This is a genomic window from Streptomyces sp. AC555_RSS877 (assembly GCF_019049245.1).
In the GTDB taxonomy this organism is placed as follows: domain Bacteria; phylum Actinomycetota; class Actinomycetes; order Streptomycetales; family Streptomycetaceae; genus Streptomyces.
The window spans coordinates 19,529-35,634 of record NZ_JAGMUK010000082.1; the positions used below are offsets into that span (position 1 = coordinate 19,529).

Here is a 16,106-nt window from a genome sequence, read left to right on the forward strand (position 1 = left end):
GCGTTCCGAGAGAAGGATGTACGAGCGGCAGGCGTGGCCCGTCGTTGAAGCGACCGGGCCGGGCAGCGGACACGTGTCAGTCCACCGCCGCCCGGCGGATGACGAATCCGATCACCGCGGCGACCGCCGCCAGCCCGGCGACGCTGGTGAGGGCGATCGGCAGGGAGAACCAGTCGGCCATGAACCCGATGGCGGGCGGGCCGAGGAGCATGCCGCCGTAGCCGAGGGTGGAGGCGACGGCGACACCGGTGGGCCCGGCCAGGGCGCCGGCGCGTTCCACGGCGACCGGGAAGATGTTGGCGAGACCGAGTCCGGCGACGGCGAAGCCCAGGAGCACCAGCCACACGTGCGGGGCTAGTGAGCCGAGCACCATGCCCACGGCCGCGGTGGCACCGCCCGCGACCACGGTCGGCGTCCGGCCGAGGCGCTGGAGGAGGGTGCTGCCGGTCAGCCGGCCGACGGTCATCGCGAGCGCGAAACACGCGTACCCCGCGGCCGCGACACCGGGGGACGCGTCGAGGTCCTGTTGCAGGTGCAGGGTGCCCCAGTCGGCCAGGGCGCCCTCGCCGTACGCGGTGCACAGCGCGATCAGGCCGAAGACCACCACCAGTTTGCGGTTACGGCCGTCGAGGCGGCCCCGGCCAGGCTGCTCCCGCCGCTCTGGCTCAGGGGGCGCCGGAGGATCGATGCGCAGCAGCGTGGGGCCGGCCGCGGCGGTCACCAGCAGGCCCACGACGGTCAGGCCGAGCAGATGCTCGGTGGGGGAGAGGTGGCCGGCGACCAGTCCGCCCAGGCCCGCGCCGATCATGCCGCCGAGGCTGAAGGCGGCGTGGAAGCTGGGCATGATGGGGCGCCGCAGGGCGGCCACCAGGTCGACGGCCGCGCTGTTGAAAGCCACGTTGATCCCGCCGTACGCCGCGCCGAACACCAGCAGGACGGCGGCGAGCGCGGCCGCGGAGTGGGTGAGCGGAGGCAGCGCGACGCTCAGGGAGAGCAGGACGGCGCAGACGACGGTGACGCGGTGGTTGCCGTGGCGGCGGCAGAGGCGACCGGTGAGGATCATCGTGATGACCGCGCCGGCGGAGACGCCGAGGAGAGCGAGGCCGAGGGTGCTGGCGGAGGCGTCGGTCTGGTCCTTGATGGCGGGGATGCGGACGACCCAGCCGGCGAAGACGAAGCCGTCGAGGGCGAAGAAGGCGGTGAGGACGACGCGGAGCCGGGTGAGGGTGTGACCCGGCACGGCGCTGTGCGTTCGGGCTTTGTTTATTTGCGGCACAAAATCAGGCTAGGTGGGTGCCCGGGAGAGAGCAAGGAGCGGTGCGGCGACCGCGGGAGGTGCCAGGCGGGAGCCGGGAGCCGGAGCGTGGACGGGGTGCCGGAGCAGTGTCCGAGGCCGGAGCCGTGCCCTCAGTCGCACCCGCACCCGCACCCGCAGCCGCAGCCGGAGCCGGAGCCGCTCCGCGTCCGGAAAGGCGGCCGTCGGCACGGCCGTAGCGGCGCCCCGTCCGCGACGCGGGCCCGCACGGACGCCGCCCCGCCACGAGCAGCCTCCGCCCAGGATCGGGGAGCCGCCTGCCCTCGCGGGCCGGGACGACGGTGGGCAGAAGCACCGGTTTTCACCCCCTCTAAGCTGCTCGAACAAGCAGCGGCTTGCAGAGAACCGGACACGGCTCGTGCTTTCACGGGTCCGCACACCACGGACAGGGGACGACGCATGGCGGCACCGCAGAACAGATGGAGCGCCTTGCTGGACATCTTGACGCGCGACGGGCGGATCGAGGTCGAGGCCGCCGCGGAAGCACTGCACGTCTCCGCTGCGACGATCCGACGGGATCTGGACGAGCTGGCGCGCCAGCAGATGGTCACCCGTACCCACGGCGGCGCCGTGATCAACACCATCGCCTACGACCTGCCGCTCCGCTACAGGGCGGCGCGCAACGCTCCGGAGAAGGAGCGGATCGCCAGTGCGGCGGCGGGCCTGGTGAGGGCGGGTGCCGTGGTGGGTCTGAACGGCGGCACCACGACCACCGCGGTCGCCCGGGCACTGGCCATCCGGCCGGAGCTGAGCACGGAGGGCTCGGGGCCCTCGCTGACGGTCGTCACCAACGCGCTGAACATCGCCAACGAGTTGGTCGTGCGCCGCCATGTGAAGCTCGTCGTCACCGGGGGAGTGGCCCGCCCGGCCTCGTACGAGCTCACCGGACCGCTCGGCACCGAGATGCTCGCGCAGATCACCCTCGACCACGTCTTCATCGGCGTCGACGCGATCGACGTCCGGCACGGGGCCACGGCCCAGGACGAGGGCGAGGCCGGAATCAACTGGGCGTTGGCCCGCCGCGCCGAGCAGGTGATCGTGGTCGCGGACTCCACCAAGCTGGGCCGGCGGGCCTTCGCCCGGATCTGCCCGGTGGAGGACGTCCATGTTCTGGTCACCGACAAGGCGGCGGGCCCGGAGCTGACCGAGCCCTTCGCCGCGGCGGGGGTTGAGATCGTCCGGGCCTGAGCGCCTTCGCGCGTCGCCCTCAGGTCACTTGATGCCGCCGGCCGTCAGGCCGCTGATCAGATAGCGCTCCACGAAGACGAACAGGACGACGACCGGCACGATCGCGATCAGCGAGGTGGCGAAGAGGTACTGCCACTGCTCCTGGTAGGCCGTGACGAATCCGGGGATGGCCTTGGTCAGCGTCGTCCGGTCGCCGGACGAGGTGATGGTGAGGGCGACGACGTACTCGTTCCAGGCCCCGATGAACGTGTAGACGAGCGCGGTCACCACTCCGGGCAGCGCCAGCGGCAGGGTGACCCTGACCAGCGCGCCCAGCCGGCCGGCCCCGTCCATGTACGCCGCCTCCTCCAGCTCCTTGGGGATGCTCGCGAAGTACGCGTTGAGGATCCAGATGCAGAACGGCAGGTTGAACGCCGCGTTGACCAGGATCAACCCCTCCGCGGTGTCGGTCAGATCGAGGCTGACCATCTCCCGGTAGATGCCCACCAGCAGTGCGGTCGGCGCGAACATCTGGGTGACCAGCACCAGTAGCAGGAACGCGCCGCGCCCGCGGAACCGGTGGCGGGCGGTGTAGTAGGCGGCGGGCAGTCCCACGGCGAGGGCGAGGAGCGTGGACATCCCGGCGACGTACAGCGAGAACAGCAGCGCGTCGGAGACCGGCGGATCCGTCAGCGACCAGACGTCGGCGAAGTTCGACCACTCCCAGTGCTGTGGCAGATAGGACGGCGGTGACTTCATCAGTTCCGGCGTCGGCTTCAGGGCCGTCAACAGCATCTGCAGGTACGGCGCCAGGAAGAACAGGGCCACCAGCCAGCCCACCGCGGTGAGCATGACGGTGCGAAGCCGGGGCGGGCGCCGCCGCCGGACCTTGGCGGGAGGGGTCGTCGGGGTGGGGGCCTTGGTGGCTCGGGCCGTGACGGCGGACATCAGCCGATCTCCTCTCGCCCGCGGACGACGCGCAGGTAGACCAGCACGACCAGCAGGATCAGCGCGAAGTTCACGACGGCCATGGCCGCCGACTCGCCGACGGCCTGGTTGTCGAACGCGAGCTTGTACATATACGTGGTGGTCGTGTCGGTGGCGAAGCCGGGACCGCCGCGGGTCATGGCCCAGATGACCGGGAAGGAGTTGAACACGTTGATGACGTTGATGATGGCGGCGACCAGCAGGGACGGGCGCAGCAGCGGCAGCGTGACGGAGAGATAGGTGCGGGCCGGTCCCGCGCCGTCCAGACGGGCCGCCTCGTACACCTCGGCCGGGATGGTCCCCAGTCCGGAGAGGATGACGAACGCCGTGAACGGCAGCGAGACGAAGACGGCCACGGCCATCATCCAGGCGAACGCCTGGACCGGGTGGGCCAGCCAGTTCACCGGTTTGTCCAGGATTCCCACGTCCATCAGCACGCGGTTGACGACGCCGTAGAAGTTGTTCAGCATCCAGCGCCAGGTGAGCGCCGTCATCAGGACCGATGCCGCCCACGGCACGATCAGCGCCCAGCGGACCAGCCGGCGCCCGGGGAAACGCGAGTTGAGCAACTGCGCCAGTGCGAGCGAGACGAGGATGGTGACCGTGACGACGCCCACCACCCAGACCAGGGTGCGCAGCACCACGCCCGGCAGGTCCGGCTCGGCGAACAGTTCGGCGTAGTTGGCGCCCCCCGCGAAACCGCGGGTCAGTCCGGTGGAGCTGATGTCCATCAGGGACGTTCGGGCCATCTCGACGACGGGCCAGATGACCACGGCCAGGATCAGCGCGAGCGCGGGGCCGATCCACAGCAGCGGTTCGAGTGCCCGCAGGCGGCGACCGTTGTGGGCCTGGCGGGAACCGGGTGCCGGTGCCGCCGACGGCTGTCCCTGTCCGTCCTCGGCCCCGGCGGTGTGCGGGGTGACGTCCTGTACGGCCACTCCGTCAGCCGTCCTTCTCGGCGGTCTCCTGGATCTCGCCCAGGACCTTCTTGGGTGCGGCGCCGGACACGGCGGTGCCGATGCGCTGCTTCACGGCGCCCTCGACGGCCGACCAGTTGGGGTTGTCGGTGGGGGCGAACCGCGCGCCCGACAGTGCGTCGACGAACGGCTTGTAGTAGGAGGAGTCCGAACTCAGTGCGTCACCAGCCGACTTGGTGACCGACAGGAACCCCTCGGTGGACAGGAACTTCGAGGCGTTCTCCTTCTGGTAGAAGAAGTCGAGGAACTTGTTGACCGCCTCGCGGTTCTTGCTCTCGTCCTTCTTGAAGGCCACCAGGTAGTCCTGGACACCGAGCGTGTTGTGCCTCGTGCCGTCCTTGCTCGGCAGGGGCGCGACACCGTAGTTCAGCTTCTTGTCGACCGTGTCGATGAAGCCCTTGCGCATGAAGACGGCGCCGTTGATCATGCCGATCTTGCCCTGCGCGAACTGGTTGAAGACGTCCTTGCGGTTGGTGGCCTCGGGGTTGGGCTGTGTCAGCCCGGCCTTGGTGAGCTTGCGCAGGAAGTCCAGTGTCTCGACGTTGGCCTGCTGGTCCACCGTCCACTTACCCGACGTGTCGGTCCAGCCGCCGCCGTTGTTCATCGCCCAGATGTAGAACTCCGCCTGGGCCTCCTCCGCGCCGAGCGGCAGGCCCAGCGGGATGTCCCCGGCCGCCTTGATCTTCTTGGCGGCGTCCTCGACACCGGCCCAACTGGACGGCGGCTCAGAGATGTTGGCCTTGTCGAAGATGTCCTTGTTGTAGAAGAAGAGCCGCGCGCTGGAGATGAACGGCAGGCCGTACTGGACACCTTGGTACTGCGCCTGGTCGGCGAAGAGCGGCAGGAAGTCGTCGAGCACCTTCGGCGACACGACGTCCTTGGCCTGGTGGATCAGGTCGTCGCGGGCGAAGTCGGAGAACTTGTTGTAGTTGAGGACGTCGGGTTGCTGCCCGGTCTGGATGTACGTCTTGACCTTCGAGTCCAGCTGCTCCCAGTCGACGACCTCCAACTCGACCTGGTAGCCGGGGTTCTCGGCCTCGAAGGTCTTGATGAGGTTGTCCCAGTAGGGCTGGGTGTCGTCGTCGTACTTGGCGGCCACGAATCTGATCGTCTTCCCGTCGGAGTCGTCGCCGCCGGCCGAACCTCCCTTGCCGCAGCCGCTGAGGACCAGGGCGAGGGTCACACCTGCCGAGATGCCGATGAGGTGCCGTTTCACGGGGTACCACCTTCGTTGCAAGCTGGTGATTGTTTCTGCTCGAAACTGGCTTACTTCAAGCATTAATCACCATCATGCCCAACAGGTTGCAGGCGGTGTCAAGGGGAGAACGGTTGCCGCTGCGTTACGCCGGACCCCGGCGGAGCGGTCGCGCCTCGCTTGCCCGGAAGGCGGCTCCGGGAGGAGCGCGAGGCGCCGGGCGTCCGTCGGGCGGACCGGCCAGAGGAGCCGTAAGTGCCCGATTCGGGCGTGGTTCACACAGAATTTACAGCCGTTTTCCCGGAGTTCGATCCCTCCCTGAGCAGGGCGCGGACCCGGGAAGGCGACTGTCACCAGGGTCGACAGTGGCCCGTGATACTGCCGAGAAATCATGGAAGTGAATGTTGACAGCTGACGTTTCTGGCCAGAACATGAGCAGAAATGAGCATGATCTTGCCGTGCTGCCCCGCGAAGCAACGTCCCGCCCCGCAGGAGGTCGTGAGTGCGCAACCAACCGCTCAGACGGCGCAAAACCCGTAGGTCCGCAATGCTGTTGGCCGCCGCGCTGACCCTGACGCTCGTACCGTCCGTCACCGGACCCCTCACCACGGAGGCCCAGGCGGACACCGCCCACCGGCCGAAGGTGACCCGGAGCGCGGACGGCCTCACCGTGTCCGTGCCGGGCACCAGGAACACACCCGGCTACACCGTCGACATCGCCACCGACGAACTCGCCCTCACCACCGAGCGCTCCGGCAGGACCGTGCTCGGCACCGCGGGCGGCGACACCGGAGGACTCCGCTTCCGCTCCGACGAGAAGTGGGAGCACGCCACCGAGGTCACCGACTGGACGTGGAAGGACGGCGTCCTCACCCTCACCGCCGACACCACCCTCGACGGCACCACCGTCGAGGCCCGGCTCACGCCCAAGTCCGACCGCTACCGGCTGGACTGGGACGTCGAGGGCGGCAGCCCCGACCGACTCGGCCTCGCCTACGACCTGTCGTCGGCCGGCCACTGGTACGGCCACGGCGAGGCGGAGACCCCGCAGGGCGGTCCCGGCGTCAACCAGCCCTGGCCGCTGGACGCCGGCGAGGTCGACCACGAGACCTTCGGCCCGGCCTCGTACAACATGATCGACCCGTTCTGGTACACGTCGAAGTCGACCGGTCTCCATGTCGACACCGGGCACGTCATGGACGTGGCGCTGAACAAGGGCAAGGACGGTCTCGGCACCTTCACCGTCGAGTCGCCCGACACCTACAAGGCCACCGTGTTCGTCGAGTCGACCCCGCTGGAGGTCTACCGCGACTACATCGGCATCGTCGGCAAGCCGACCAAGTCCGACGCCACGTACGAGCAGTACGCCAAGCCGCTGTGGAATTCCTGGGCGCAGTTCTACACCAAGATCGACCAGGAGAAGCTGCTCGACTATGCCACGGACCTCCACGACAACGGACTGGACGGGCACACCATCCAGCTCGACGACAAGTGGGAGTCGAACTACGGCAACCTGACCTGGGATCCCAAGACCTTCCCCGATCCCAAGGGCCTCTCCAAGAAGATCCACGACATGGGTTTCGACTTCGGCATCTGGGTCACCCTGTGGATCAACCTGGACTCCGACAACTACCAGTACGCGGTCGACAACGGCTACCTGCTCATGGACGCCAAGGACACCAGCAAGCCGTGTGAAGTGACCTGGTGGAACGGCCAGGCCGGGATCATCGACCTGGCCAACCCCGACGCCAAGGCCTGGTACGAGGGCAACCTCAAGAAGCTGATGGACACGTACGACATCGACGGGCTGAAGTTCGACACCCGGTTCTTCGACGAGAAGTGCGCGCCGCGCGGGGGCCACCAGGCCACCGACTACCAGAAGCTCGGCACCGAACTCGCCGACGAGTTCGACCTCCAGGGCGCCGGCATCCGGGTGCACTGGAACCGGACGGCCCACGAGGCCGGCTTCGTCACCCGCCAGGTCGACAAGGGCACCGGCTGGGACTCCCTGCGCGCCTCCGCCACCCAGAACCTCGCCATCTCCACCATCGGCTACCCGTTCGTCGAGTCCGACATGATCGGCGGCTCCGGCGGCCAGCCCGCACCGACGAAGGACGTACTGGTGCGGTGGGCTCAATCCGCCTCGCTGATGCCGCTGATGTACGCCTCGACCTCCCCGGTGGACACCAACGACACCACCACCGGGCAGAAGGTGGACTACGACCAGGAGACGGTCGACCTCTACCGGGAGGCGATCGAGACCCACGAGAAGCTCGCCCCGTACATCTGGGACCAGGTGCAGAGCACCCTGAAGACCGGCGACCCGATCATGCGGCCGCTGTTCTTCGACTTCCCGAAGGACGAGGCGAGTTACACGGTCACCGACGAGTGGATGCTCGGCCCGGCCGTGCTCGCCGCGCCCAAGCTGAGCACCGGCGCCACCCGTTCCGTCCACCTGCCGCCGGGCACCTGGTACGACGTCAACCAGGGCACCGTGATCCGCGGCCCGAAGACGCTCAAGGGGTACGCGGCGCCGCTCGGCGTCACGCCGGCCTTCGTCAACCTCAAGGCCAAGGGGGCCGACAAGGCCGTCAAGGCGCTCAAGCGCGACGACGCTCCGGCCGCCTCCGTCCTGATCACCCCGGACGCCCCGGCCACCGACGCCGGTAAGCCGTTCGAGGTGACCACCGATGTGACCAACTGGAGCACCGGGACCCTCAGGAACGCCAAGGCGGCACTGGACCTGCCCGACGGCTGGACCGCCGAGGCGACCGGCCCGACCACCGCGGCCTCCCTCAGGAACGGCGCCACCCTCACCACCGGATGGACGGTGACCCCGGCCGACGACGCCCGCTGGGGCAGCCACGACCTCACCGGCACGGCCACCTACACCGGATCCAACGGCTCGCAGAAGGTGTCCGACACCGTGCCGGCGCAGGTGAAGGCCGCCCCGGGCAGCGTGCAGGAGCCTTACCTGACGGCCGACACGACCTCCGAGGCCCCCCAATACGCCCAGGCCGGCGACCAGTTCGCCATCTGGGCGGGCGGCCAGGACCTGTCCGGCTGGAAGGACGAGAAGGGCGTCATCTACCGCGACGACGCGGCAGGTGAGAAGGCCACCGTGCAGGCGCAGCTGGTCTCCCAGAACAGCGCCTCACCGGTCGGCAAGGCGGGCATCGCCCTCGCCAACGACCTGACCGCACCCGAGAAGGGCGGTTACGCGGTGCTGGCCATGACCCAGAGCTACGGCCTGGAGTTCATGACCGACAGCGACGGCGACGGCAAGCTCGACACCTGGGCGGGCGGTGGCTCCACCTACCACCCGGCGCATCTCAAACTGACCCGGGACGGCGCCACCTACACCGCGTACGCCAGCAAGGACGGCGAGACCTGGTCGCAGGTCGGCACCGCCAAGGTGCCGTCGGCCGCCGGTACCGGTGACGCCGGGATGGTCGCGAGCGCGGCCAACGTCAACTACCCCGGCGAAAACATCGAAGCCGTCTTCAGCGGATTCTCCGTCACCTCCTGACGTCACAGGTGCCAGTGGCACCACCGGCACCATCCCCGCTTTCCCGGCAGGCCGCCCACCCCCCGTGGGACCTGCCGGGGACCGGGCCACTCCCTGCACGTCCATGAGAGAGGGAACCCACCCCCATGGCACGTACGTCCTCAGCTGTCGCCGGCTTCGTCGCGGGCGTCGTCGTGGCCGCGAGCACCACCGCGATAGCCGTCACCGGCACCACGGATACGACCTCCGGCTCCGACCTCAATTCCAAGGCCACCACCACCTGGCTGACCGTCAAGGTCGCCGACGCCATGGGCACCAGGGACACCATCACCTGGGTTCCCACCGGCTCCTTCGCCGGCTCCGCGGAGGAGCGGGTCCCGCGCTACCCGATGACCACCATCCAGGGCAAGGACACCAAGGAGCTCAAGCTCTCCGCCGTCCGCAACGAGCAGGTCTCGGCGCAGCTGGCGATCGCGTCCGGCAAGGACCTCGACGACGTCAAGGCCGTGGTCGGCGACCTCACCGGACCCGGCGGCGCCAAGCTGTCCGGCGCCGACACGCAGGTCCGGTTCGTCAAGTACGTGCCCGTACAGCGCTCCAAGAGCGAGGTCGACTGGTCCGCCACCATCGACCAGGTCAGCTCCGGCAAGGAGGTGTCCGGCGACCGCAACCCCGACGTCGTCGGCGACGCGCTCGAGGAGCGAACCTCCGTGGACGTACCCGCGTACGCGGCACAGCCGCTGTGGTTCACCTTCAAGATCCCCGAGAAGGCCACGCCCGGCACCTACACCGGCACGGTGAAGGTCAACGCCGACGGCCGAACCCAGTCCACCTACCCGCTGACCATAGAGGTCGCGGACGCGAGCGTGCCGGACCCGAAGGACTACGGCTTCTTCCTCGACGTGTGGGCGCAGCCGGAGACGGTCGCCAAGAACCACGGCGTCAAGCTCTGGTCCGACCAGCACTGGAAGCTGATCGAGACGTACAACCGCGACCTGGCCTCGCGCGGCCAGAAGGTCGTCAACACCACCATCGTCGACAACCCCTGGCACCACCAGTGGTCGCTCGGCACCCGGGAGTCGCAGACCGCCACGCCGTACACCAGCATGGTGGGCTGGGCCTGGAACGGTACGTCGTTCTCCTTCGACTTCGCCCGCTGGGACAAGTACGTCCAGACCGCCCGACGTGCCGGGCTCGGGCCCGACATCGGTGCCTTCTCCATGCTGGCGTTCCAGGACCAGGAGCACCTCACCTACACCGACACCCGCACCGGCAAGACCGTCTACGAGAACGTCGGCCTGGGCGGCGACCGCTGGCGGGAGGCGTGGGGAACGTTCCTGCCCGCCTTCGAGAAGCATCTGAAGGCCAAGGGCTGGCTGGAGAACACCTGGCTGTCCTTCGACGAGCGGCCCATCAGCACGATGACGGTCGTCAAGGACTTCGTCCACGAGGTCGCGCCGGTCTTCGACGACCGGATCTCCGTGGCCGGGTCGATCAGCACGGAGGGCGTCGCGTCCAACCTGTCCGTCGACTGGGGCGGCATCGACGCGATGACGAAGGAGAAGGTGGCGGAGCGGCGCAAGGCCGGCAAGACCACGACCTTCTACGTGTACGGTGCGCCGGCCCACCCCAACACGCTGTCGTACTCGCCCGCCGTCGAGTCGCGGATGCTGCCGTGGATCTCCGCCCAGCGGTACCTGGACGGCTTCCTGCGCTGGTCCTACAACAGCTGGACCAGCGACCCCTTCAAGCAGCCCGTGCACATCTTCACCCAGGGCGACGAGTACCTGGTCTACCCGGGCAGGAACGGCCCGATGTCCAGCATCCGCTGGGAGCAGCTGAAGGAGGGCATCGAGGACTACGAACTCATCGCCCAACTGCGGAAGAAGGACGGCGGCACCGACAGCGACGCCCTGACCGAGGCCCTCACCACAGCGACCCGCGACCTCGACGGCCGGACGAAGGACGTCAACGACATCGAGACCGCCCGGACGGCGGTCGTGAAGGGGCTGACCTCATGAGAGCGAAGTGGAAATCCCTGCTGCTCGCCGCGGCACTGAGTGTCATGCCCCTGACCGGCACAGGTGCCGCCGCGGCACCGGCCGAGGCGCAGGCCCAGGCCCCGCACACCGTCACCTACGACCAGTACGCCGTCAAGGTCGACGGCAAACCCCTGTACCTCTGGGGCGCCGAGTTCCACTACTTCCGGCTGCCCAGCCCCGACGCATGGCGCGATGTGCTCCAGAAGATCAAGGCGGGCGGTTTCAACGCGGTCTCGCTCTACTTCGACTGGGGCTACCACTCGGCCAAGCCGGGCCAGTACGACTTCACCGGCATCCGTGACGTGGAGCGACTGCTCGACGAGGCCGAGCGCGCGGGGTTGTACGTGATAGCCCGACCGGGCCCGTACATCAACGCCGAGGTCTCCGGCGGCGGCATGCCCGCCTGGCGGAAGACACAGCCCGGCGTGAACCGCACCTCCGAGCCGGAGTACATGGAGGCGGCCCGGGAGTGGATGAGCCGGATCAACCCGATCATCGCGCGGCACCAACTGACGCGCGGCACGGGCAACGTGATCCTCTATCAGGTCGAGAACGAGTACCAGGGCGGTCGCGAGGACGCCGACTACATGCAGACCCTCATCGACTGGGCGCGCGAGGACGGCATCGACGTCCCGACCTTCGTCAACGACGGCGGCGCCAACCAGAACTGGGTCAGCGGCAAGGGCGCCCCGGACATCTACGGCTTCGACGCCTACCCGCAGGGCTTCGACTGCAAGGACCCCGACGCCTGGAGGAACCTGCCCGACTACTCGTACGTCAACGAGTGGAAGCCCGAGTCCCCACTGATCATCCCGGAGGCTCAGGGCGGCGCCTTCGACCCCTGGGGCGGCACCGGGTACCAGGACTGCGCGAAGCTCACCGGCACCGACTTCACCCGGGTGTTCAGCAAGATGAACATCGCCGCCGGGGTGAGCGGCCAGTCCTTCTACATGACGTACGGCGGCACCAACTGGGGCTGGCTCGCCGACCCGAACGCGGTCTACACGTCGTACGACTACGGGGCCCCGATCAACGAGTCCCGCCAACTGACGGACAAATACCAGGAGTTCAAACGCCTGGGCTACATGGTCAACTCCGTCACCTCACTGGCGCGCACCGACAAGGCCGAGGCACCCACTCCTTCCGATGAGGCACTGCGCATCGACCGTCGCGTCAACCCCGACGACGGCACCCAGTTCTTCACCGTCCGGCACGCCGACACCCGCGTGAAGGACAAGGACGAGACGACCCTGTCCCTGAAGGGCGCCGACGGCGACTATCCGCGTGTGCCGCAGCAGGGCACGATCACCGTCGACGGCCGGGACGCCAAACTCCTGGTCGCGGGCTACGACCTGAGCGACACCCAGCGGCTCGTCTACTCCACCTCGGAGATCATGACGCACGCCGGGATCGGCGGCCGTGAAGTGGCGCTGCTCCACGGGCGTGAGGGCGAGGCCGGCGAGACCGTCCTGCGGTACGCCGAGCGGCCGCAGGTCACCGTCCTCGACGGCGAGGTCACCACCACCTGGGACGCCGAACGCGGCGACCTGCGGCTGAACTACACCCACAAGGGCCTGGCCCGGGTGCTGGTCAACGGCATGGAACTGCTGATCGCCGACACCGCCGAGACCGCCCACTGGTGGCAGCAGGACACAGCCAAGGGCCCGGTTCTCGTACGCGGACCGTCCCTCGTCCGTACCGCCGAACTGGACGGCACCACACTGAAGTTGACCGGGGACTCCACCGAGGCCGCGAAGATCGAGGTCATCGCGGACGCCAAGACGGTGACCTGGAACGGCCGCAAGGCCGCCGTCACCCAGGCGCCGCGCCCGGTCGAGCTGCCCGCGCTGACGACGTGGAAGTACAAGGAGGAGGCACCGGAGTCCGCCCCGGGCTTCGACGACTCCTCCTGGACCGCCGCCGACCGCCTCACCGCCAACAACCCGGAGCTGGCCGGATCGCTCCCGGTCCTCGCGATGGACGAGTACGGCTACCACCACGGCAACGTCTGGTACCGCGGCCGGTTCAAGACCACGGGCCAGGCGACCGGGCTCGCGCTGAACGCCAACACCGGCCCGACCGGTCAGTACGCGGTCTGGCTCAACGGCCGCCACCTCGGCTCCTCCGGAGACGGCACGCACACCTTCGACATCCCGGCGGGCACGCTGAAGGACAGCGCAGACAGCGCAGACAGCGCAGACAGCGCAGACAACGTCCTGTCCGTCCTCGTGGAGAACGCGGGCCACAACGAGGAATGGGGCCACGACTACTCCAAGGAGCCGCGCGGTCTGCTCGGTGCCGAGGTGGTCGGCGGGGCCTCCACCGTCACCTGGAAGATCCAGGGCAGCCGGGGCGGCGAGGACCCCGCGGACACCGCCCGGGGCCCGTACAACAACGGCGGGCTGTACGGGGAGCGGGCCGGCTGGTCCCTGGCCGGTTACCCCGACGGCAGCTGGAAGAACGCCACGCTCGCCGGGCAGAGCGCGAAGACCGGGACCGGAGTGCGCTGGTACCGCACCTCCGCCCGGCTCGACCTGCCGCAGCGCCAGGACAACGCGGTCGCACTCGATCTCGCCGAGGCGGAAGGCGGCGGCACCGGCTACCGGGCGCAGATCTTCGTCAACGGCTGGCTGATCGGCCGCTATCTCCCGGACACCGGACCCCAGACACGGTTCGTCATCCCGAAGGGCATCCTGCGCGAGCAGGGCAGCAACACCATCGCCCTGGCCGTGTGGTCCACCGAGGCCGGAGCGGGACCGGGTTCCGCCAAGCTCGTCGACCTCGGCGCCACGGCGGGCGGGATCAAGATCGGCACAGTGGCCGCACCCTCGTACGACGCCAGGACGTACGCCATGCCGGAGTCGGGTGCCCGTGTCACCGTCGACGCCGAGCCGTTCCTGAGCACCGGCACCGCCGCCAAGGTGCCCGTCAGCGTCACCGTGCCGAAGGACGCACCGGCCGCCCGGAACGTCGAGCTGGCGCTGAAGGTCCCGGACGGCTGGACCGCGACCACCGACGCCACCATCCGTTTCGCCCGGCTCCGGCCCGGCGACACGGTGACCGCGGACTACACCGTCACCCCGCCCGCCGACCCGGTCCACTACGCCGTCCTGTCGGCGACCGCCAAGCTCACCCAGCCCGGCCGTCCGGGCACCGTCACCGGTGTACGGGCCGTGCAGGTGCCACCGTCCGGGCTGTCCGCCGACGCCCATGTGAGCGACCTGACCCTGGTCAAGGCGGTCAACGGCTGGGGTCCGGTGGAGAAGGACGCCTCCAACGGGGAGAACGCGGCGGGTGACGGCCGTCCCCTGAGCATCGGCGGCACCACCTACGCCAAGGGGCTCGGCGTCCACGCGAACAGCCAGGTCCGGGTCTATCTCGGCGGCGGCTGCACACGCTTCACCGCGACCGCCGGGGTGGACGACGAGGTCGGCGACAACGGCAGCGTCTCCTTCGAGGTGATCGCCGACGGCCGCTCCCTCTTCGACAGCCCGGTGCGCTACGGCTCCGACGGCGGCGCCGCGGTCGACGTGGACGTGACCGGCGCCCGCTGGCTGGACCTGCTGGTCGACGGGGACGGCGATGTCTCCACCGACCACGCCGACTGGGCCGACGCCAAGCTCACCTGCGGAGGCGGTGCCTGATGTCCTCGGTGAGACGGACCGCCCACGGCAAGGGGCGGCACCTGCGGGCGATACGCGGCAGGCTCGCGGCTCTTCTTCTGGCGGTCTCGGCCGTCGTGGCCGGGACGGCGGCGCCCGTCGAGGCCGGTCAGCAGGGCGACGGGCGCGGCTGGACGGGGACCTGGGCGACGGCGGCCAGCGAGCACTTCGAGGTCTCGGGGATGTCCGAGGTGACGGTACGGATGCCGGTGCACACCAGCGTCGGCGGCTCCTCCGTACGCATCCGCCTGGCCAACGCCTACGCCACCGACCCGATCACGATCGGACACGCGACGGTGGGCCTGCGTGACGGCGGTTCCGCCGTGGAGCGCCCGTACGACGTGCGGTTCGGCGGAAAGCGCGAGGTCACCATCCCGGCGGGCGGCGAGGCGGTCAGCGATCCGGTCCGCCTGGCCGTGCCGCCTCTGACCGACCTGGTGGTCAGTCTGCATCTGCCCGGGCAGGTCACGCACATCACCGACCACTGGTGGGCGCAGCAGACCGTGTACTGGACGGACTACGGGGCGGGCGACCACGCAGCCGACACCGCCGGTGACGCCTACACCTGGACCACCACGAGCTGGCCCTTCCTCAGCGGCGTCGACGTGACCGCGCCGAGGACCGGGTCGGTGGTGGCGCTCGGCGACTCGATCACCGACGGGTCCTTCTCGACGCCCGACACCAACCAGCGCTGGCCCGACCTGCTCTCCGCCCGGCTGAACGCCTGCCGGCCCGGCGCCGGGGTGCTCAACGCGGGCATCACCAGCAACCGCATCACCACCGGTACCCCGACCAACCCCTCCGCCCTGGACCGCCTCGAACGGGATGTGCTCTCCCAGCCGGGGGCGAAGACCCTGATCCTCTTCGAGGGCATCAACGACCTCGGCGGGGCAACCGCCGAGCAGATCATCGCCGGGATGACGCAGATCGCCGACCGGGCGCACCGGCGCGGGATGCGGGTCGTCGCCGCCACCATCACCCCGTACAAGGACTTCACCTGGGGCGGTTGGAGCGAGGAGACGGAAGCGCGGCGACAGCAGGTCAACGCGTTCGTCCGGGACTCCGGCGGGACCTTCGACGACTACGCCGACTTCGACAAGGCGGTACGGGACCCGGCGGACCTGTGGCTGCTGGGCGCCGCGTTCGACTCCGGTGACCATCTGCATCCCAACGACGCCGGCATGAAGGCCTTCGCCGACTCCATCGACCTCGCCGAACTCGGCCTCGGCCGCGCGTGTTCCTGAGGAGGACCC

At 69.2% G+C, this 16,106-nt stretch carries 9 protein-coding genes; 5 read left to right on the top strand and 4 right to left on the bottom strand.

Annotated elements, in window-relative coordinates:
* Window positions 1-76: 76 nt before the first annotated feature.
* Window positions 77-1,240 carry an MFS transporter gene (locus tag KUM49_RS33750; protein ID WP_217240776.1) on the bottom strand — a complete coding sequence of 388 codons (1,164 nt, stop codon included), beginning with the start codon at window positions 1,238-1,240 and terminating at the stop codon, window positions 77-79.
* A 474-nt stretch (window positions 1,241-1,714) separates the two neighbouring features.
* Between KUM49_RS33750 and KUM49_RS33755 the strand changes: the two genes are divergently transcribed.
* A complete protein-coding gene (locus KUM49_RS33755; RefSeq protein WP_217240777.1) occupies window positions 1,715-2,503 on the top strand; it encodes a DeoR/GlpR family DNA-binding transcription regulator in 789 nt (262 codons plus the stop codon).
* Window positions 2,504-2,527: 24 nt separating this feature from the next.
* On the opposite strand, the gene KUM49_RS33760 is transcribed toward KUM49_RS33755, so the two are convergent.
* From KUM49_RS33760 to KUM49_RS33770, 3 genes are read right to left on the bottom strand one after another with little or no spacing between them, the layout of a single operon-like run.
* Window positions 2,528-3,430 carry a carbohydrate ABC transporter permease gene (locus KUM49_RS33760; protein ID WP_254402201.1) on the bottom strand — a complete coding sequence of 301 codons (903 nt, stop codon included), beginning with the start codon at window positions 3,428-3,430 and terminating at the stop codon, window positions 2,528-2,530.
* A complete protein-coding gene (locus tag KUM49_RS33765) occupies window positions 3,430-4,407 on the bottom strand; it encodes a carbohydrate ABC transporter permease (RefSeq protein WP_217240778.1) in 978 nt (325 codons plus the stop codon). The genes KUM49_RS33760 and KUM49_RS33765 overlap by 1 nt, the downstream gene beginning before the upstream one ends.
* Before the next feature lie 4 nt (window positions 4,408-4,411).
* Window positions 4,412-5,662 carry an extracellular solute-binding protein gene (locus tag KUM49_RS33770; protein WP_217240779.1) on the bottom strand — a complete coding sequence of 417 codons (1,251 nt, stop codon included), beginning with the start codon at window positions 5,660-5,662 and terminating at the stop codon, window positions 4,412-4,414.
* 526 nt (window positions 5,663-6,188) lie between these two features.
* Between KUM49_RS33770 and KUM49_RS33775 the strand changes: the two genes are divergently transcribed.
* The 4 genes from KUM49_RS33775 to KUM49_RS33790 all read left to right on the top strand — a co-directional run bounded on the left by KUM49_RS33775 (window position 6,189) and on the right by KUM49_RS33790 (window position 16,097).
* On the top strand, window positions 6,189-9,170 hold the full coding sequence (locus tag KUM49_RS33775; RefSeq protein WP_217240780.1) for a TIM-barrel domain-containing protein: 2,982 nt from the start codon (window positions 6,189-6,191) through the stop codon (window positions 9,168-9,170).
* Between the two features lie 125 nt (window positions 9,171-9,295).
* Window positions 9,296-11,170 carry a DUF4091 domain-containing protein gene (locus KUM49_RS33780; protein ID WP_217240781.1) on the top strand — a complete coding sequence of 625 codons (1,875 nt, stop codon included), beginning with the start codon at window positions 9,296-9,298 and terminating at the stop codon, window positions 11,168-11,170.
* On the top strand, window positions 11,167-14,835 hold the full coding sequence (locus tag KUM49_RS33785) for a beta-galactosidase (protein ID WP_217240782.1): 3,669 nt from the start codon (window positions 11,167-11,169) through the stop codon (window positions 14,833-14,835). The genes KUM49_RS33780 and KUM49_RS33785 overlap by 4 nt, the downstream gene beginning before the upstream one ends.
* The gene (locus KUM49_RS33790) at window positions 14,835-16,097 is read left to right on the top strand and encodes an SGNH/GDSL hydrolase family protein (protein ID WP_217240783.1); all 1,263 of its coding nucleotides are present in this window, start codon (window positions 14,835-14,837) and stop codon (window positions 16,095-16,097) included. The genes KUM49_RS33785 and KUM49_RS33790 overlap by 1 nt, the downstream gene beginning before the upstream one ends.
* The last annotated feature ends 9 nt before the right edge of the window (window positions 16,098-16,106 follow it).